Origin of the sequence: Bacteroides nordii (assembly GCF_019930665.1) — a bacterium.
In the GTDB taxonomy this organism is placed as follows: Bacteria; Bacteroidota; Bacteroidia; order Bacteroidales; family Bacteroidaceae; genus Bacteroides; species Bacteroides nordii.
In genome coordinates this window covers 128,653-143,375 of sequence record NZ_CP082886.1, presented here as the reverse complement: position 1 = coordinate 143,375, position 14,723 = coordinate 128,653, and the positions used below count along the sequence as shown (strand labels likewise).

17 protein-coding genes and 1 tRNA gene are annotated in these 14,723 nt (G+C 41.9%); 7 read left to right on the top strand and 11 right to left on the bottom strand.

Annotated features, from left to right (window positions below):
* The first annotated feature begins 17 nt into the window (after nucleotides 1–17).
* Complete coding sequence (locus K8P02_RS00525) at nucleotides 18–422, top strand: hypothetical protein (RefSeq protein ID WP_025868339.1); 405 nt, start codon at nucleotides 18–20, stop codon at nucleotides 420–422.
* A gap of 1,035 nt (nucleotides 423–1,457) precedes the next feature.
* Here K8P02_RS00525 and K8P02_RS00520 read toward each other — a convergent pair.
* The 8 genes from K8P02_RS00520 to K8P02_RS00485 all read right to left on the bottom strand — a co-directional run bounded on the left by K8P02_RS00520 (nucleotide 1,458) and on the right by K8P02_RS00485 (nucleotide 5,413).
* Nucleotides 1,458–1,724, bottom strand: a complete 267-nt coding sequence (locus K8P02_RS00520; protein ID WP_025867565.1) for a hypothetical protein — start codon at nucleotides 1,722–1,724, stop codon at nucleotides 1,458–1,460.
* Nucleotides 1,725–2,006: 282 nt separating this feature from the next.
* Entirely contained in the window at nucleotides 2,007–2,942 is a 936-nt protein-coding gene (locus K8P02_RS00515) for a DUF4373 domain-containing protein (protein ID WP_025867563.1), read from the bottom strand.
* A 19-nt stretch (nucleotides 2,943–2,961) separates the two neighbouring features.
* Nucleotides 2,962–3,210, bottom strand: coding sequence for a helix-turn-helix domain-containing protein (locus K8P02_RS00510; RefSeq protein WP_155921462.1), 249 nt, complete (start codon nucleotides 3,208–3,210; stop codon nucleotides 2,962–2,964).
* Nucleotides 3,211–3,239: 29 nt separating this feature from the next.
* Nucleotides 3,240–3,485, bottom strand: coding sequence for a hypothetical protein (locus K8P02_RS00505; RefSeq protein ID WP_025867561.1), 246 nt, complete (start codon nucleotides 3,483–3,485; stop codon nucleotides 3,240–3,242).
* A gap of 18 nt (nucleotides 3,486–3,503) precedes the next feature.
* The gene (locus tag K8P02_RS00500; protein WP_008647653.1) at nucleotides 3,504–3,674 is read right to left on the bottom strand and encodes a hypothetical protein; all 171 of its coding nucleotides are present in this window, start codon (nucleotides 3,672–3,674) and stop codon (nucleotides 3,504–3,506) included.
* A 29-nt stretch (nucleotides 3,675–3,703) separates the two neighbouring features.
* Nucleotides 3,704–3,916, bottom strand: coding sequence for a hypothetical protein (locus K8P02_RS00495; RefSeq protein WP_223381861.1), 213 nt, complete (start codon nucleotides 3,914–3,916; stop codon nucleotides 3,704–3,706).
* Entirely contained in the window at nucleotides 3,913–5,166 is a 1,254-nt protein-coding gene (locus K8P02_RS00490; RefSeq protein ID WP_025867559.1) for a site-specific integrase, read from the bottom strand. Before K8P02_RS00490 ends, K8P02_RS00495 begins: the two co-directional genes overlap by 4 nt.
* Nucleotides 5,167–5,342: 176 nt before the next feature.
* A tRNA-Gln gene (locus tag K8P02_RS00485) sits at nucleotides 5,343–5,413 on the bottom strand.
* A 305-nt stretch (nucleotides 5,414–5,718) separates the two neighbouring features.
* Between K8P02_RS00485 and rsfS the strand changes: the two genes are divergently transcribed.
* From rsfS to K8P02_RS00470, 3 genes are read left to right on the top strand one after another with little or no spacing between them, the layout of a single operon-like run.
* Nucleotides 5,719–6,078, top strand: coding sequence for a ribosome silencing factor (gene rsfS / locus K8P02_RS00480; protein ID WP_002559296.1), 360 nt, complete (start codon nucleotides 5,719–5,721; stop codon nucleotides 6,076–6,078).
* A 9-nt stretch (nucleotides 6,079–6,087) separates the two neighbouring features.
* Nucleotides 6,088–8,118, top strand: coding sequence for an ATP-dependent zinc metalloprotease FtsH (ftsH, locus tag K8P02_RS00475; protein WP_002559295.1), 2,031 nt, complete (start codon nucleotides 6,088–6,090; stop codon nucleotides 8,116–8,118).
* Between the two features lie 12 nt (nucleotides 8,119–8,130).
* Nucleotides 8,131–8,970 carry a phosphatidate cytidylyltransferase gene (locus K8P02_RS00470; RefSeq protein WP_195349393.1) on the top strand — a complete coding sequence of 280 codons (840 nt, stop codon included), beginning with the start codon at nucleotides 8,131–8,133 and terminating at the stop codon, nucleotides 8,968–8,970.
* A gap of 77 nt (nucleotides 8,971–9,047) precedes the next feature.
* Here K8P02_RS00470 and K8P02_RS00465 read toward each other — a convergent pair whose 3' ends face one another.
* The 3 genes from K8P02_RS00465 to surE all read right to left on the bottom strand — a co-directional run bounded on the left by K8P02_RS00465 (nucleotide 9,048) and on the right by surE (nucleotide 11,786).
* Entirely contained in the window at nucleotides 9,048–9,791 is a 744-nt protein-coding gene (locus K8P02_RS00465) for a NigD1/NigD2 family lipoprotein (RefSeq protein ID WP_025867558.1), read from the bottom strand.
* A gap of 91 nt (nucleotides 9,792–9,882) precedes the next feature.
* Nucleotides 9,883–11,019 (bottom strand): lipid-A-disaccharide synthase, encoded by a 1,137-nt coding sequence (lpxB, locus tag K8P02_RS00460; RefSeq protein WP_002559292.1) that lies wholly within the window; start codon nucleotides 11,017–11,019, stop codon nucleotides 9,883–9,885.
* Nucleotides 11,019–11,786, bottom strand: coding sequence for a 5'/3'-nucleotidase SurE (surE, locus tag K8P02_RS00455; RefSeq protein ID WP_002559291.1), 768 nt, complete (start codon nucleotides 11,784–11,786; stop codon nucleotides 11,019–11,021). Before surE ends, lpxB begins: the two co-directional genes overlap by 1 nt.
* A 387-nt stretch (nucleotides 11,787–12,173) precedes the next feature.
* On the opposite strand from surE, the gene K8P02_RS00450 reads away from it, so the two are divergent.
* Genes K8P02_RS00450 through K8P02_RS00440 form a run of 3 tightly spaced genes read left to right on the top strand, consistent with a single transcriptional unit; the run spans nucleotide 12,174 to nucleotide 14,717 of the window.
* The gene (locus tag K8P02_RS00450; RefSeq protein WP_002559290.1) at nucleotides 12,174–12,941 is read left to right on the top strand and encodes a ParA family protein; all 768 of its coding nucleotides are present in this window, start codon (nucleotides 12,174–12,176) and stop codon (nucleotides 12,939–12,941) included.
* Nucleotides 12,942–12,950: 9 nt separating this feature from the next.
* Entirely contained in the window at nucleotides 12,951–13,841 is an 891-nt protein-coding gene (locus K8P02_RS00445) for a ParB/RepB/Spo0J family partition protein (protein WP_002559289.1), read from the top strand.
* Complete coding sequence (locus tag K8P02_RS00440) at nucleotides 13,842–14,717, top strand: DUF5683 domain-containing protein (RefSeq protein ID WP_002559288.1); 876 nt, start codon at nucleotides 13,842–13,844, stop codon at nucleotides 14,715–14,717. It begins immediately after the preceding gene.
* Nucleotides 14,718–14,723: the final 6 nt, after the last annotated feature.

Sequence of the window (14,723 nt, the reverse complement as noted above, 5' to 3'; positions counted from 1 at the left end):
TAATTAATAGTTTTTTCATGGAAAATAGTTGGTCGCTTATTATTAGCTTAATAGCATTGGTATTTAGTTTCTTTAGCTTGTTTATTGTACACTCTTTAAATAAAAAAAGAGATTTAATTAATAAAAAAAAAGAGATGAGAATTAAATATCTCATTACTGCTTGGCAGCTTTTAGAAAGTGCCTCAAACAGACATGATGCCTCATTAATCAATAATTTAGAAAAAGCTATTGCTGACATACAACTATTTGGATCGTTAAAGCAAATACAGCTTTCAAAAGAGTTTGTTTCAGATATGAAGACTAACAGAACAGCCGATACTTCAAAATTACTCAATGAATTGCGAAATGATCTTAGAAAAGAATTAGACCTTGATACAGTACAATTATCAGATTTTGCTTCTCTTAGAATATTCAATAAATAGTTCATCCCTTCATTAATTTTGAGAATTATCACTTATCTCTTTTAGTTTGCTCTCGACATTAATGTCGGAAGCAAAAGTTTGTTTATTACTTTCTTGGCGTGGCTTCGCCGCGCTTCGCGAAGCGGGCGGCGTAGCCGTCCCGCCGTGCAGTTGGGCACTGGTTGCAGTCCGGCACGGCGTCAGCGATGAAATGAGGTATCGGGCTGTGCCCGCGACCCCGGGCTTGTGCCGGACGGCATGGCAGCGCGGTCGGAACCGTAGCCCGGTCCGGCGTTTGGAACTTAGACAGACAGCCGCACTGCCCGAGAGATGCAGCGCTGTAGCTCCGAACGGGGTAACTTCTAAGCCCCTTCGGAAACCGTAGCCCGGCGGCAGGGGGCAGAGGGCTATAATGCGCTGTTATGTTTAATGCAGCGCGGGAACACTTGGACCGCGACCATTGAAACATAATTGCTCATTATAGTTCCCTCTGAACCCGTTACGGTCCGTCAATTGCCGTATATCACCCACCGCTGCAGCAACATCACGTCTGCAACGCGCCCGAAGGACGGCGAAGGGCGCTTCAGATAACAGAGCGAACGCCGGGCAGCGATACCGACAGACTGGGACAGGAACAGTACCAGGACGAACGATAGCAACCGCGAACCGTAGACAGTCGGAGCCGGCAGAGGGCGGCTTCTTTGCCCGTCAAACAAGCAGCTACGGAAAGGGCATGGAAGCGGCACGGAGCGTAACCGTAGACAACAACCGCAGACCGTAGCCCTTCGGAACCGGAAGCATGGAAACCGCACTGCCCGAGGGCGGCACGGCTGGCGAAGTCGGCGACGAAGGAGACGGCTCGCGAGACGGGCGGCACGGGCTGAGCGGTAGACACTCAGATGCAACGCTGCTATCACCCACCTGACAGGATCTCTTCCTGATCAATGCGATATCCGATAGAATTGCTATCACTTTCACGGCAGCCGGCGAACCTGGCCACAACAATCTGCTATCAGATTCGCTCAGCTCGAGAGTTGCTTCCGGAGAGATCTGCTATCAGTCCTCCCTGATGAACTTCATCACCACCTTTAGCGCTTCCTTCAGTTCCCTGATCTCCCACTCCTGTTCCTGGTACTTCCGTTCCTTCTCCTGCCACTCCTTTGCCTGTTGCTTGTAGTGTGCACAGAATCGAGGGTACTCCCGAATCACGTACTTGATTGCCTCACTCCCGGTCTGCTTACCTACCTGCTGTTTCACGATCTCCAGCTGGGCCGCTTCATCGGCATATAGCCTGAGTGTCAGTGTACTTGCTTTTTCTCTCATTCCGTTTTTTTGTTATGGCCGTTCCCGGTCTGTTTATTCATCGATTCGGCCAGCCGGCAGGCTTCCGGATACGTCGCTGCCCGCTGTCCGTAGCGTTCAATTACCACGCCCATCACCCTGACAGTGTGGGCCACGCACCATCCTACACGCATTCGGCGCGGATAGTACACCACGTTTGTCTCACTCATAATTCGCTGTATTATTGTTAATTACATTCGTGATAAATCATTCCGTCACTAACGGTTATTATAATTGTAACTTACCGGAAGTGAACACTTTACGTTACGATGCCGCCGCCTTCTTCACCACTTCGCCCATCGCGCCCCGCAGCCTCGACAAAAGAAATAGCCGCGGAAATTTAATTTTTTTGCTCGTCCGGATTTCATTCAAAATCCCCCACACAGGGTTATCTATCTCCCCGTGCCGTGACAGCCGGAGCACCTCCTCCAACTCAACTTGTGATAGTCCGAATGACTTTAACGCCTCCAGCAGCCCGTGCGGGTTGCGCGGTTTATCCGATGGCGGTGGCGGCGCAGCTGCCTGTGCCGGGCATATCCCGTTTCTATCCAATCCAACAGAGCGAAGCAATTTTTTCGCCTCCTCCTCCGAGAGTTCTCCGGAACGTACCGGGGGGATAGAGGGGGTATTTTCTTTCTTTTTCTTTTCTTTGTCGTTTTTTTCAGGAATATTTCCAGAGTATTCCGGAGTATTCTGGAATGTTTCCGGAAGATTCTGGAAAACAGTTTCCGGCATTGGTGCATTTTGTCCCGTTCCGGCAGCGGGTTGCACTTCTGCCGAGAACAACGGCATCGGCTCCGGCTGTTTCATCTCCTGTTGCGGTTCTACCAGTATAATATCCATCGGGATATATGCTTTCTTCTTCGACACCTTGCAGATATCAAGGTAGCGCGACTGGATGGCGCGTGCCGTCAGTATGCACTGGTTCTTCCAGATCAGCGTATTGAACAGGCATATCTCCGCACAATAATCAATAATCTCCTTAACACGTGCTTCCGAGAGCCCCCAGTAGTCTGCACAATCAAAGAGTTGATCCTCCGTCCAGCGGATGTAACAGCCCTCGACACGATATATCTCATTGAGCGCATATTGGTAGACGGCATAGCCGTCACACCCGTAACGCTTTTTCAGCCGCTTGATCTTGATATCCTGATAGCGGTCTGTTTCCGCTTTATAATAAGAGAATCCGTTTTTACTCATAATGGTATTAGTTCATTGGTTAATCTTCGTCACTTTCGGTGAGCTTCTTCATACAGGCCTCAATCTCTTCACGCTTATAGAGATACGTTTTCCCGAGCCGGTAACAAGGGAGCTCTCCAGACCGTCTCAGGTTCTTCAGTGTTGAGTCGCTGATGGAGAACAGTTTCATCACATCCGCAGACCGTAGATATTCTTTTTCTACTTCTACTTCCGCCAGTTTCAGCAGCGCCGTCGGCGCTTGCATTTCAATCAATCTTTTGGTTTTCATCTTTATTGCTTTTTTATTTGATAATTTGTTCAATTCTGTATTGATTTGAATGATTCCTTTACTCGTTTCAATGCTTCTATCAAATTATCGACCTGTTCTTCTGTAAAGAAGTCCACATACGCTTCTGTACAATCTTCGAATGGTTCATCTTCGGTATCGTATATTTGCATTTGAGCACTGGACGGGAACATAATGTTCTCTGATTTTGTATAGCCCAATAGTGCTATATGTTTGGCAAAGCCAACACGTACTATTTCTTTTACTTCTTTACTCATACCTTATTTAATTATAAATTAAATTCTATATTTGTCGAATAACTTTTTAAGTTCTTCCTCAAATTCAGCCTCTTGTTCTCTAGATATATAAATCAGAGTTTTGTCATTAACCTTGATTTTTGCTTCATATTCGTCTATTTCTTCCAAAACGAATTCAACACCAATGTTTTCATAAATTGTTCTTGCCATTTTTACTCCTTTCTATATTGTTTTGAGGGTTATTCTTGTTTTGTTACTTCATATCCCTTTTTTCTGAGATACGCTGCTATATACTCATCATCTCCGACATCATTAAGGACATCGAATAGATAGCCACTTACATACTTAGCAACTGCATCAGCATTTGCATAATCAATATTCTGCGAAACAAACTTCGCTTTCTCTGTTCTTCCTAAACCTCTAAAGGCTTCTTCAATTTTGCTATCCTTCATTCGTTTACGGCTTTAGGGGTTGTTGACTCTTTCTTCTTATACATATCTTTCAATGCGGCCATATCATCCATTATTTTTGTATCTACCACCTTTGCGTATATCTGCGTGGTGGTAAGATTGGTGTGTCCCAACATCTTAGATACGCTTTCAATAGGTACACCATTGGCTAACGTAATGGTCGTTGCGAATGTGTGCCTTGCCATGTGAAATGTTATCGTTTTATCTATTCCGGCTTCCCTGGCTATCGTTTTGAGGTAACGATTAACGACCTGATTGGGAGGAATCGGGAAAATCCGCCCATTCTTTCTGTGATTATTATAGGCTTCATACCTTGTTAATATAGTATGCGCGGGTTCTAATAAAGGAAGAGATACCCGGGTATCTGTTTTCTGTCGGTTAAAGTTCAGCCACAAACTCTTATCAATTCCAATACTAATATTATCATTTGTAAGATTGCAGATATCGGCATAGCAGATACCGGTATAGACCGCAAACAGGAAAATATCCCTCACAATGCCATAATTAGGCTTTAACGTCACCTCTTCGATAGCTTTTATTTCTTTTTTAGACAAAAAGCCCTTTTCTACCTTATTTTTCTTAGCATGTAGCGCAGTAACCGGATTCTTATTAATCCATTCATTTTCCAGCGCAATACCCATTACTTTTTTAAAGCGTTGTATGTGTTTCAGCGCACCATTAACAGTACAAAGACGTACATCGTCTTGCCTCTTGAATCCTTGCAAGTAAGCAAAGAATTCATAAACGAACGCCTTATCAATTGCATTGATATCAAAATCGGAGACGTGAAATTTTATACGGACGAAATTAAGCAGATGTTGCTTCGTGATAGCGTAACCTACAAACGTGATAGCGCGTAGGTTCTTTTTCTCCATGACAGCATGGTAATCGAAGAGTGTTTTAATAGTGGAATACTCATTATCCTGCGCGCGGAACATAAGCCGAAAATTCTCAATATTGAGCGTGTAGTTCTTTTGCCGTATTTTTGCTACAGTTTCTTCGATGACTACTTTAATATCCTCAATAGCTCGATTTGCCCCTTTGTCAGTCGCTGTTTTTCCAAGCGACTTTTGGGCGGCTGATGACCAGCTTTCAGGATTCAGATTAAAATTCGTAGGAATTTCGTATCTTTGGCCGTTGATTGTGACCCGGCAAAAGAGTGGTGACAGATTTCCGATGCCTCTCCCCTTCCTAATCCAGAAGAGCACGGAAAAAGTTTGCTTCTTATTCATCTGTTATTGGTTTTAGATGAATTCATTAAAAAAAGAATGAGAAGAAGCGATACTTGTCACCGCAAATGTCACCGAATCGCTGTTATCTTTTTTCGGTTACATTACTATCGGATACAAAAAAAGCCGCTAAAAATGCAATTTTAGCGGCTTTTTATCTGTAATTAACTGTAGTGTTGTTGGGCTATCTGGACTCGAACCAGAAATGACAGGACCAGAATCTGTAGTGTTACCATTACACCATAGCCCAATACTTATTTTTCAACGATCGACTCCGTTGTTTCTCGTTTGCGGGTGCAAAGATACAAAGAATTTGGGAATTTCAAACATTTCACATATTTTTTTTGCAAAAAATCAATGATGTCCTCCCTATTTTTAAAGATACATCCCTAAAAAACACAAAAAAAGAAGAGTTTTACGACATAACTTTCTTTGATACAAGAATTCAGCGTATATTTGTAACCTATATTATGTTAATATAGCAAGAAACAAAGACAAGAGCTTCCTTGTTATAAAGAGAAGTAAAAGCATTGATTATTAAATTTCAACCGATAAATGAACGAGACGAAAATATTAATTGAAAAAATAACAGAAGGAATTCAAGAGAAAAAAGGTAAAAACATCGTTATAGCCGACCTGACAAATATTGGCGATACAATATGCAAATATTTAGTAATTTGTCAAGGTAACTCACCCAGCCAAATAACAGCCATCGTTGATTCAATCAAAGATTTCACCCGGAAAGGCACAGACATTAAACCATTTGCAATAGATGGTCTGCGAAATGCCGAATGGGTAGCTATGGATTATTCAGATGTGCTGGTACACGTATTCCTGCCCGAAACCAGATATTTCTATAATCTGGAAAATCTTTGGGCGGATGCCAAGTTAACAACGATCCCCGACATTGACTAATTTTTCAATATGGAAGATAAAAACAAGAAACCCAATAAAGTAAATATGCCCAAGTTCAATCTGAACTGGATGTACATGATTATAGCCCTAATGCTCCTGGGCCTTTGGTGGAGTAATCAGGGAGGTACTATAAGCAAACAGATTCCTTACGACGAATTCCAACAGTACGTTCGTGAAGGGTATGTGAGTAAAGTAGTAGGATATGACGACAGTTCGGTTGAAGTATTTATCAAACCGCAGTTTGTGGGCAAGGTATTCAAACAAGATTCAACCCGCGTTGGCAAAAACCCAATGATTACCACTGAAGCTCCCACACGTGAGAGTCTTGGTAATTTCATTGATGCCCAAAAACAAGAAGGCCATTTTGATGGTTCCATAAGCTACGATAAAAAGAACAACATATTTGGTTCTATTCTGATAAACTTCTTGCCGATCATCTTCCTCATCGGACTGTGGATATTCTTCATGCGTCGAATGAGTGGTGGAGCAAGCGGAGGCAGCGGTGGAGTATTCAATGTAGGAAAGTCCAAAGCACAACTTTTTGAAAAAGGTGGTGCTATTAAAATCACATTTAAAGATGTGGCAGGACTTGCCGAGGCCAAACAAGAAGTGGAAGAGATTGTAGAATTCCTGAAACAACCACAGAAATATACGGACCTTGGTGGTAAGATTCCTAAAGGTGCGTTGTTGGTAGGTCCTCCGGGAACAGGTAAAACCCTGCTTGCCAAAGCGGTGGCCGGTGAAGCGAATGTACCGTTTTTCTCTCTGGCAGGTTCAGACTTTGTTGAAATGTTTGTTGGTGTAGGTGCTTCCCGAGTTCGCGACCTCTTTCGCCAGGCAAAAGAGAAAGCTCCCTGTATCATTTTTATTGATGAAATTGATGCAGTAGGACGTGCCCGTGGTAAAAACCCGGCAATGGGAGGAAATGATGAACGCGAAAATACATTGAACCAGCTCTTGACAGAAATGGATGGTTTCGGTTCTAACAGTGGCGTTATTATCCTTGCCGCTACCAATCGTGTAGACGTATTGGATAAAGCCCTTTTGCGTGCCGGACGTTTCGACCGTCAAATCCATGTAGACCTGCCCGACTTAAATGAACGTAAAGAAGTATTTGGTGTACACCTGCGTCCTATTAAAATAGATGATAGTGTAGATGTAGATTTACTGGCTCGCCAGACACCTGGATTCTCAGGAGCAGACATAGCCAATGTATGTAATGAAGCTGCCTTGATTGCAGCCCGCCATGGAAAGAGCTTTGTTGGTAAACAAGATTTTCTGGATGCAGTAGACCGTATCATTGGTGGTCTGGAAAAGAAAACCAAAATAACAACCGAAGCTGAACGCCGTTCCATTGCGCTGCACGAAGCAGGTCATGCAGCCATTTCCTGGCTACTTGAATATGCCAATCCATTGATAAAGGTAACCATTGTACCGCGTGGTCGTGCATTAGGCGCTGCCTGGTATTTACCGGAAGAACGTCAAATCACCACCAAAGAGCAAATGCTTGATGAAATGTGTGCCACTTTAGGTGGACGTGCCGCAGAAGATTTATTCCTTGGAAGAATCTCAACCGGAGCAATGAACGACTTAGAACGCGTCACCAAACAATCATACGGTATGATTGCTTATCTTGGTATGAGCGACAGACTGCCTAATCTGTGTTACTATAACAATGATGAATATTCTTTCAATCGTCCTTATAGTGAAAAGACAGCTGAATTAATTGACGAGGAAGTAAAAAAGATGGTCAACGAACAATACGAACGGGCTAAACAGATTCTATCCGAACATAAAGACGGACATAATCAATTGGCTCAATTGTTAATAGACAAAGAAGTTATCTTTGCGGAGGATGTAGAACGTATCTTTGGTAAACGTCCATGGGCATCACGCTCTGAAGAAATCATGGCAGCTAAAGAAAGTAAAGACGCTGCAGATGCAGAGAAAGCTCTTGAAAAGAAAATGAACGAAGAGAAGGAAGCCAAAAAGGAAGCTGAAGCCTCAGCAGAAACACCGGTTACCGAATTACAAAATTAAAATCTAAACACGTTGAAAAACAATTTTATACAAAGAGCGATCACAGGGGTACTATTTGTAGCCATATTGGTAGGATGCATTCTCTATCACCCATTCAGTTTCGGAGCACTTTTTATAGTAATCAGTGCTCTAACAATACGGGAATTTGGTAGCCTGGTCAATCATATAGAAGGTGTCAGCGTCAATAAGAACATTATCATGTTGGGCGGAGCTTATCTGTTTCTGGCTATAATGGGATTCTGCATTGATGCATCAGACTCTAAAATATTCCTTCCTTATTTACTTTTGCTTCTCTACATGATGATTAGCGAACTGTATCTGAAGAAGGAAAGCCCTGTGCTCAATTGGGCTTTCTCTATGTTGAGTCAACTATACATTGCATTACCCTTCGCTTTATTGAGTGCATTGGCTTTTCACAATAATCCGGAAGATTCCTCTGTAAGCTACAACCGGATATTGCCGTTATCTATTTTCGTCTTCATCTGGTTGAGTGACACAGGAGCTTATTGTGTAGGTTCATTAATAGGAAAGCATCGTCTTTTTGAACGTATCTCCCCTAAAAAATCGTGGGAAGGTTCTATTGGAGGAGGCATGGTATCAATAGCTTCGTCTTTTGTATTTGCTCATTTCTTCCCGATTATGAGCGTAGCAGAATGGGCGGGACTCGCATTGGTAGTAGTAGTTTTTGGTACCTGGGGGGATCTTACAGAATCATTATTAAAACGCCAACTTCACATCAAAGACTCCGGGTCTATTCTTCCTGGACATGGTGGTATGTTAGACCGGTTTGATAGTGCATTGATGGCGATACCTCCAGCAGTAGTTTATCTGTACGCATTGACATGGATTTAAAAAAGATTCATATACAGAAACGGGCCTGTCTCCAACAGCAAAGACAGGCCCGTTTTAATTGAAAGCCCGGCAAAACACTATTCCGTCTTACCTGCTTCCAGTGTGTTATAAACAAGGTTTAGAGCTATTTTGGGGACAGACGTCGTTTCTTTCACGTTAAATGTCAACTCAATTTTGCCATTTACGGATGAGTTCAGTTTCAACTTCAACCCCTTCTTTCCTTCAAAGTCCAGAGAATTCAGATTAAATGAAACGGGTTCATAACCAAACCAACCGGACAGATCGTTATGCGTATTATAACGATATTCTAAATGGATATATCCATCATCTTCTGCTTCCTCTATCGTATTACGCACCAGACTAACCCGGTGTGGCCCATAAACAGGTCTGTTCTGTTCGAATATAAGATTCAGATATCCATTAGCAATCCAGATATCACCTTTAAGAATAGAGACCGGATCATTGCCTATCTCTTCTTCATTCTCTGAGGTTAAGTCTTCCACCTGCTTCGTTGTAACAGGAAATAGGTTCTCAACCTTAATAGCCATATCATACTCCCCATAGTTATCATACAAAGGATTGAAAACAACAAGCATACGTTTACCGTCTACCGGTTTAAATCCATAAACATTTGTTGCAGCCGGCCAAAGACTCCCATAATTATCGGACTCAAAATAATACGTATCACCACTCACTACACGAACTGTAGCCCAACTCCCTCCACGTTGTCCGATAGAATATCCATCACTCTCATCACATGATTGCAAAGTAGGAATTAATACCAATAACAACACTAAGAAAAAACAATTCAACTTTTTCATATATGTATTCCTTTCTTTTTTGTTTCTATCAGATAAATAAAAAAGCCGGGCATTTACTGCACCGGCTTTAGATTTATTATCAAAAGATAGCTTATTTTTTAAGCAATTTCATCATTTCACGAGCAGCATGCCGGGGAGCTCCAGCTGGACCAAGACGTTGAGCCATTAATTCATATTCATCCAACATTTTCCGGCGGTACTCCTTATTAAACAAAAGTCGTTCCAACTCTATTTTCATATTCTCAACCGTCATTGTATCAGCAACAAGTTCCTTTACAACTTCACGATCGGCTATCAAATTAACAAGAGAAATAAACTTTACTTTCAGAATATGCTTACGCAAAAAAGACACAAACTTGCCACATGCCAAATAATAACATACAACTTGAGGAATCCGGAAAAGTGCTGTTTCCAATGTTGCTGTACCAGAGGTAACCAGGGCTACATCAGAGTGTTGCAAAAGCCGGTAAGTCTGATTGAAAATAATCTTCACTTGCACATCGCCTACATATTGCTGATAATATTCAGGAGTAATAGAAGGGGCTCCCGCCAGCACCAACTGATAATCAGGAAAAGCAGAAGCTGCTTTTAACATACCGGGAAGATTGTCTTTTATCTCTTGCTTCCGACTTCCGGCAAGAAGAGCAATAACCGGTTTATCCTCCAGATTATTGTCGCGAATAAAATCTCCAAAACTCTCCGAATGAGAATGACAAAAAGCAGTCACCTCATCCACCGTAGGATTGCCAACATAATGTATCGGATAGCCGTGCTTCTTTTCAAAAAACTCAACTTCAAAGGGAAGAATGGAAAAAAGCTCGTCAACATCACGTTTAATGTTCTTTATCCGATATTCCTTCCAAGCCCATATCTTTGGCGAAATATAATAATAGACAGGTATTTGAGTATGAGAGTGAATAAACTTTGCAATATTCAGATTGAAACCTGGATAATCTACCAGAATAACAACATCCGGATTCCAGGATACTATATCTTCTTTACAACACCTCATATTGGCAAAGATAGTGCGCAAATGCAACAATACAGGAATAAATCCCATATAAGCTAATTCTTTATAATGCTTCACCATCGTCCCTCCAACAGCAGCCATCAAGTCACCGCCAAAGAAACGAAAATCGGCCTGCGGATCCTCTTCTTTCAATGCAGCCATCAGATGAGAGGCATGCAGATCACCGGAAGCTTCGCCAACAATGAGATAATATTTCATTATTCAAACCATTTATTCAGTTCGTTCATAAACTCATAATCCGTCACATCCACTTTGGTCGGAGTAATGGCAACGTAACCATTAGCAAGTGCCCAATGATCATTCTTCTCATTCTCCGGTTCATCATCTGTAAACTCTCCTATCAGCCAGAAATAATTGCTATCTCCTTTTCGGGGACAAGCTTCCCATTCATTGGTCCATCGCCCCTTAGCCTGTTCACAGACTTTAATTCCCTTAATATCCTTTGTATCAGGGAAATTTACATTCAGACAAGTTAATAAAGGTAATCCTTTTTCTAATACCTGAGAAGCTATTTGACGGATATACGGGCCTGCTGACTCAAAATCGGCTCCGGGATCATGACTGCAAAGAGAAAAGCCAATAGAAGGAATCCCATTCAGACACCCCTCAATTACAATTCCCATCGTACCGGAGTAATGGACATTCGTTGCCGAATTATCACCATGATTAACACCTCCTACCACCAAATCGGGTTTCCGATCAAGTACTGTATTCCAAGCCAGTTTAATACAATCAGCCGGTGTACCCGAACATTTGTATACGGTCAATCCCACCTCTTTACGAACTAACTGATAATGTACAGGTTGAGTCACGGTAATAGCACATCCACTACCCGAACGGGCAGTATCGGGCGCCATAACTACAATTTCGCCTAACGGACGAAGAAACTTTATAAGTTCACTTATGCCTTTTGCCATGACACCATCATCATTAGAGATGAGTATCAAAGGTCGCTTATTTTCCATAATAATCTCCTTAGTCTTTATAATTCAGTACAAAAGTAGCAAAAAGAACGTTTATCACCAACTCTCCCCTTTTTTAAACCTTCATCCAGACTTTGAAGATATTTAGTTATATGTATTCTGAGAAGGTACAGGAGTTATTATTTACTTTCCCGCATAATCATTTGCAGGCGTTTACAAATCTTAATCTTCTGCAAGTGAGTAAAAAAGCAACCCGTTATTTAATATAAATATGTATATTTGCAGGCCAGGAAAAGGAATACATAAAGATTTCATTGTTCAGTTATTAACAAAACAGATGACTTATCAACAGAATCAGCAAAGTTTCTCTTTTTTCGTAGGTGCTCTGAGTTATTATCACTTATTTCGCAGCCGATAAAATTAGATAATATGGGAAAAATAATTGCTTTGGCCAATCAAAAAGGCGGTGTAGGTAAAACAACGACTACGATCAATCTCGCAGCCTCACTCGCTACACTCGAAAAAAAAGTACTGGTGGTTGACGCAGACCCACAGGCAAATGCTTCATCTGGTCTGGGAGTTGATATTAAGCAATCAGAGTGTACAATCTATGAATGTATTATAGATAGAGCTGATGTACAGGATGCTATCCATGACACAGAAATTGAATCACTGAAAGTCATCTCTTCACATATCAATCTGGTAGGAGCAGAAATAGAGATGCTAAATCTGAAGAACCGCGAAAAGATATTGAAAGAAGTGTTAACTCCTCTGAAGGAAGAATATGATTATATATTAATAGACTGTTCGCCTTCGCTGGGGCTCATCACTATTAACGCACTGACCGCTGCTGATTCTGTAATCATCCCTGTGCAGGCTGAATACTTCGCTCTCGAAGGAATCAGTAAATTATTGAATACCATTAAAATTATAAAATCCAAACTTAACCCGGCACTGGAAATAGAAGGATTCTTACTGACAATGTATGACTCACGCCTGCGTCAGGCCAATCAGATATACGATGAGGTAAAACGCCATTTTCAGGAATTGGTATTTAAGACTGTAATACAGCGTAATGTCAAACTAAGCGAAGCTCCCAGTTACGGTATACCAACCATCTTATATGATGCAGAATCAACCGGAGCCAAAAATCATATGGCATTAGCACAAGAAATTATCAACAGAAATAGTAAATAAACGAGGTATATGGCAACACAAAGAAGAAATGCATTAGGCCGCGGGTTAGACGCTCTGCTTTCAATGGATGAAGTAAAGACCGAAGGTTCTTCGTCTATTAATGAGATAGAGTTGTCACAAATCTCTGTTAATCCGAATCAGCCACGTCGGGAATTCGACGAAACGGCATTGCAGGAACTGGCAGATTCTATCTCTGAAATCGGTATTATCCAACCTATCACATTGCGTAAGCTTACGGAGGATGAATATCAGATTATAGCTGGAGAACGCCGTTACAGAGCCTCACTTAAAGCGGGGTTAAAAACAATCCCAGCCTATATCCGCACAGCCGATGATGAAAACGTAATGGAAATGGCGCTGATTGAAAATATTCAGCGTGAAGATCTTAACGCAGTAGAAATAGCCCTTGCCTATCAACATTTGCTGGAACAATATGAATTGACGCAGGAACGTCTCAGCGAACGAGTAGGTAAGAAACGTACTACTATTGCCAACTATTTGCGCTTGTTGAAGTTACCGGCACCAATTCAGATGGCATTGCAAAACAAACAAATTGATATGGGACATGCCCGCGCATTAATTACGTTGGGAGACCCTAAACTGCAAGTAAAAATATTCGAAGAGATATTGGAGCACGATTACTCCGTACGCAAAGTAGAAGAGATTGTAAAATCACTGAGCGAAGGAGAAACCGTAAAAAGCGGAACACGCAAAATCACACCAAAGCGTTCCAAACTACCGGAAGAATTCAACATGCTAAAGCAACATCTTTCGGGATTTTTCAATACCAAGGTACAGTTGACCTGTTCTGAGAAAGGAAAAGGTAAAATCAGCATCCCCTTCAACAACGAAGAAGATCTGGAACGTATCATGGAAATCTTCGACACGTTAAAGAAGTAAATGACAAGGAAATATAAGATATACAAACCATATATCATCACCCTGCTTCTCTGTTTTCTACAGGTAGCAGGGATTGATGTGTATGCACAAGAACCTGTCAAGGTTACAACACACGACTCCGTAACAGTACGTGAAGCTCCTAAAGCACGTGCGCGCCGGCATCGTGAGACCAATAGTCCGGCAGAGAAAGATTCTTTGGGCACAAACAGAGCTCTGCTCAGTAGAGATAGTATCACTGCACTTAAAATAGACAGTACCCAAATGCAGGCGGTAGCTCCTATAGTAGCTGACAGCTTGGATAAGGCCAATAAGAAAAATCTCAAAGAGATAGAGACAGCTGTAGTCCTGCCCCAACCCAAAGATACTGTGCCTCCTGCCATTCCAGAGAAAATCTGGACTCCTAATCCGACAAAGGCCACCTGGCTGGCAATCGTTTTCCCGGGAGGAGGACAAATTTACAATCGTAAGTTCTGGAAACTTCCCATTATTTATGGAGGATTTGCCGGATGTGCTTATGCACTAAGCTGGAACGGGAAGATGTATAAAGATTACTCGCAAGCTTATCTGGATATAATGGATAGTGACCCTACAACTAATAGTCATCTTGACATTTTACCTCCTACAGGTTATTCAGACAGCCAGGCCAAAGAAGTTTTACGAAAACGTAAAGATATGTTCCGTCGCTATCGAGATCTTAGTATATTCGCTTTTATCGGTGTATATCTGATCTCTGTAATCGACGCTTATGTTGATGCAGAATTATCGAATTTTGATATTACCCCGGATTTAAGTCTGCGGGTTGAGCCAACAATTATTAACGACCAATTCCGCCCGATGAATAAATCGGTAGGTGTACAATGTAGCTTTAGGTTTTAAAAACAA

What these genes read in the sequence shown, in the direction of transcription:
- K8P02_RS00525 (WP_025868339.1), top strand. Translation starts at nt 18, where the DNA reads ATGGAAAATAGTTGGTCGCTTATTATTAGCTTAATAGCATTGGTATTT.
- K8P02_RS00520 (WP_025867565.1), bottom strand. Translation starts at nt 1,724, where the DNA reads ATGAGAGAAAAAGCAAGTACACTGACACTCAGGCTATATGCCGATGAA.
- K8P02_RS00515 (WP_025867563.1), bottom strand. Translation starts at nt 2,942, where the DNA reads ATGAGTAAAAACGGATTCTCTTATTATAAAGCGGAAACAGACCGCTAT.
- K8P02_RS00510 (WP_155921462.1), bottom strand. Translation starts at nt 3,210, where the DNA reads ATGAAAACCAAAAGATTGATTGAAATGCAAGCGCCGACGGCGCTGCTG.
- K8P02_RS00505 (WP_025867561.1), bottom strand. Translation starts at nt 3,485, where the DNA reads ATGAGTAAAGAAGTAAAAGAAATAGTACGTGTTGGCTTTGCCAAACAT.
- K8P02_RS00500 (WP_008647653.1), bottom strand. Translation starts at nt 3,674, where the DNA reads ATGGCAAGAACAATTTATGAAAACATTGGTGTTGAATTCGTTTTGGAA.
- K8P02_RS00495 (WP_223381861.1), bottom strand. Translation starts at nt 3,916, where the DNA reads ATGAAGGATAGCAAAATTGAAGAAGCCTTTAGAGGTTTAGGAAGAACA.
- K8P02_RS00490 (WP_025867559.1), bottom strand. Translation starts at nt 5,166, where the DNA reads ATGAATAAGAAGCAAACTTTTTCCGTGCTCTTCTGGATTAGGAAGGGG.
- rsfS (WP_002559296.1), top strand. Translation starts at nt 5,719, where the DNA reads ATGAACGAGACGAAAATATTAATTGAAAAAATAACAGAAGGAATTCAA.
- ftsH (WP_002559295.1), top strand. Translation starts at nt 6,088, where the DNA reads ATGGAAGATAAAAACAAGAAACCCAATAAAGTAAATATGCCCAAGTTC.
- K8P02_RS00465 (WP_025867558.1), bottom strand. Translation starts at nt 9,791, where the DNA reads ATGAAAAAGTTGAATTGTTTTTTCTTAGTGTTGTTATTGGTATTAATT.
- lpxB (WP_002559292.1), bottom strand. Translation starts at nt 11,019, where the DNA reads ATGAAATATTATCTCATTGTTGGCGAAGCTTCCGGTGATCTGCATGCC.
- surE (WP_002559291.1), bottom strand. Translation starts at nt 11,786, where the DNA reads ATGGAAAATAAGCGACCTTTGATACTCATCTCTAATGATGATGGTGTC.
- K8P02_RS00450 (WP_002559290.1), top strand. Translation starts at nt 12,174, where the DNA reads ATGGGAAAAATAATTGCTTTGGCCAATCAAAAAGGCGGTGTAGGTAAA.
- K8P02_RS00445 (WP_002559289.1), top strand. Translation starts at nt 12,951, where the DNA reads ATGGCAACACAAAGAAGAAATGCATTAGGCCGCGGGTTAGACGCTCTG.
- K8P02_RS00440 (WP_002559288.1), top strand. Translation starts at nt 13,842, where the DNA reads ATGACAAGGAAATATAAGATATACAAACCATATATCATCACCCTGCTT.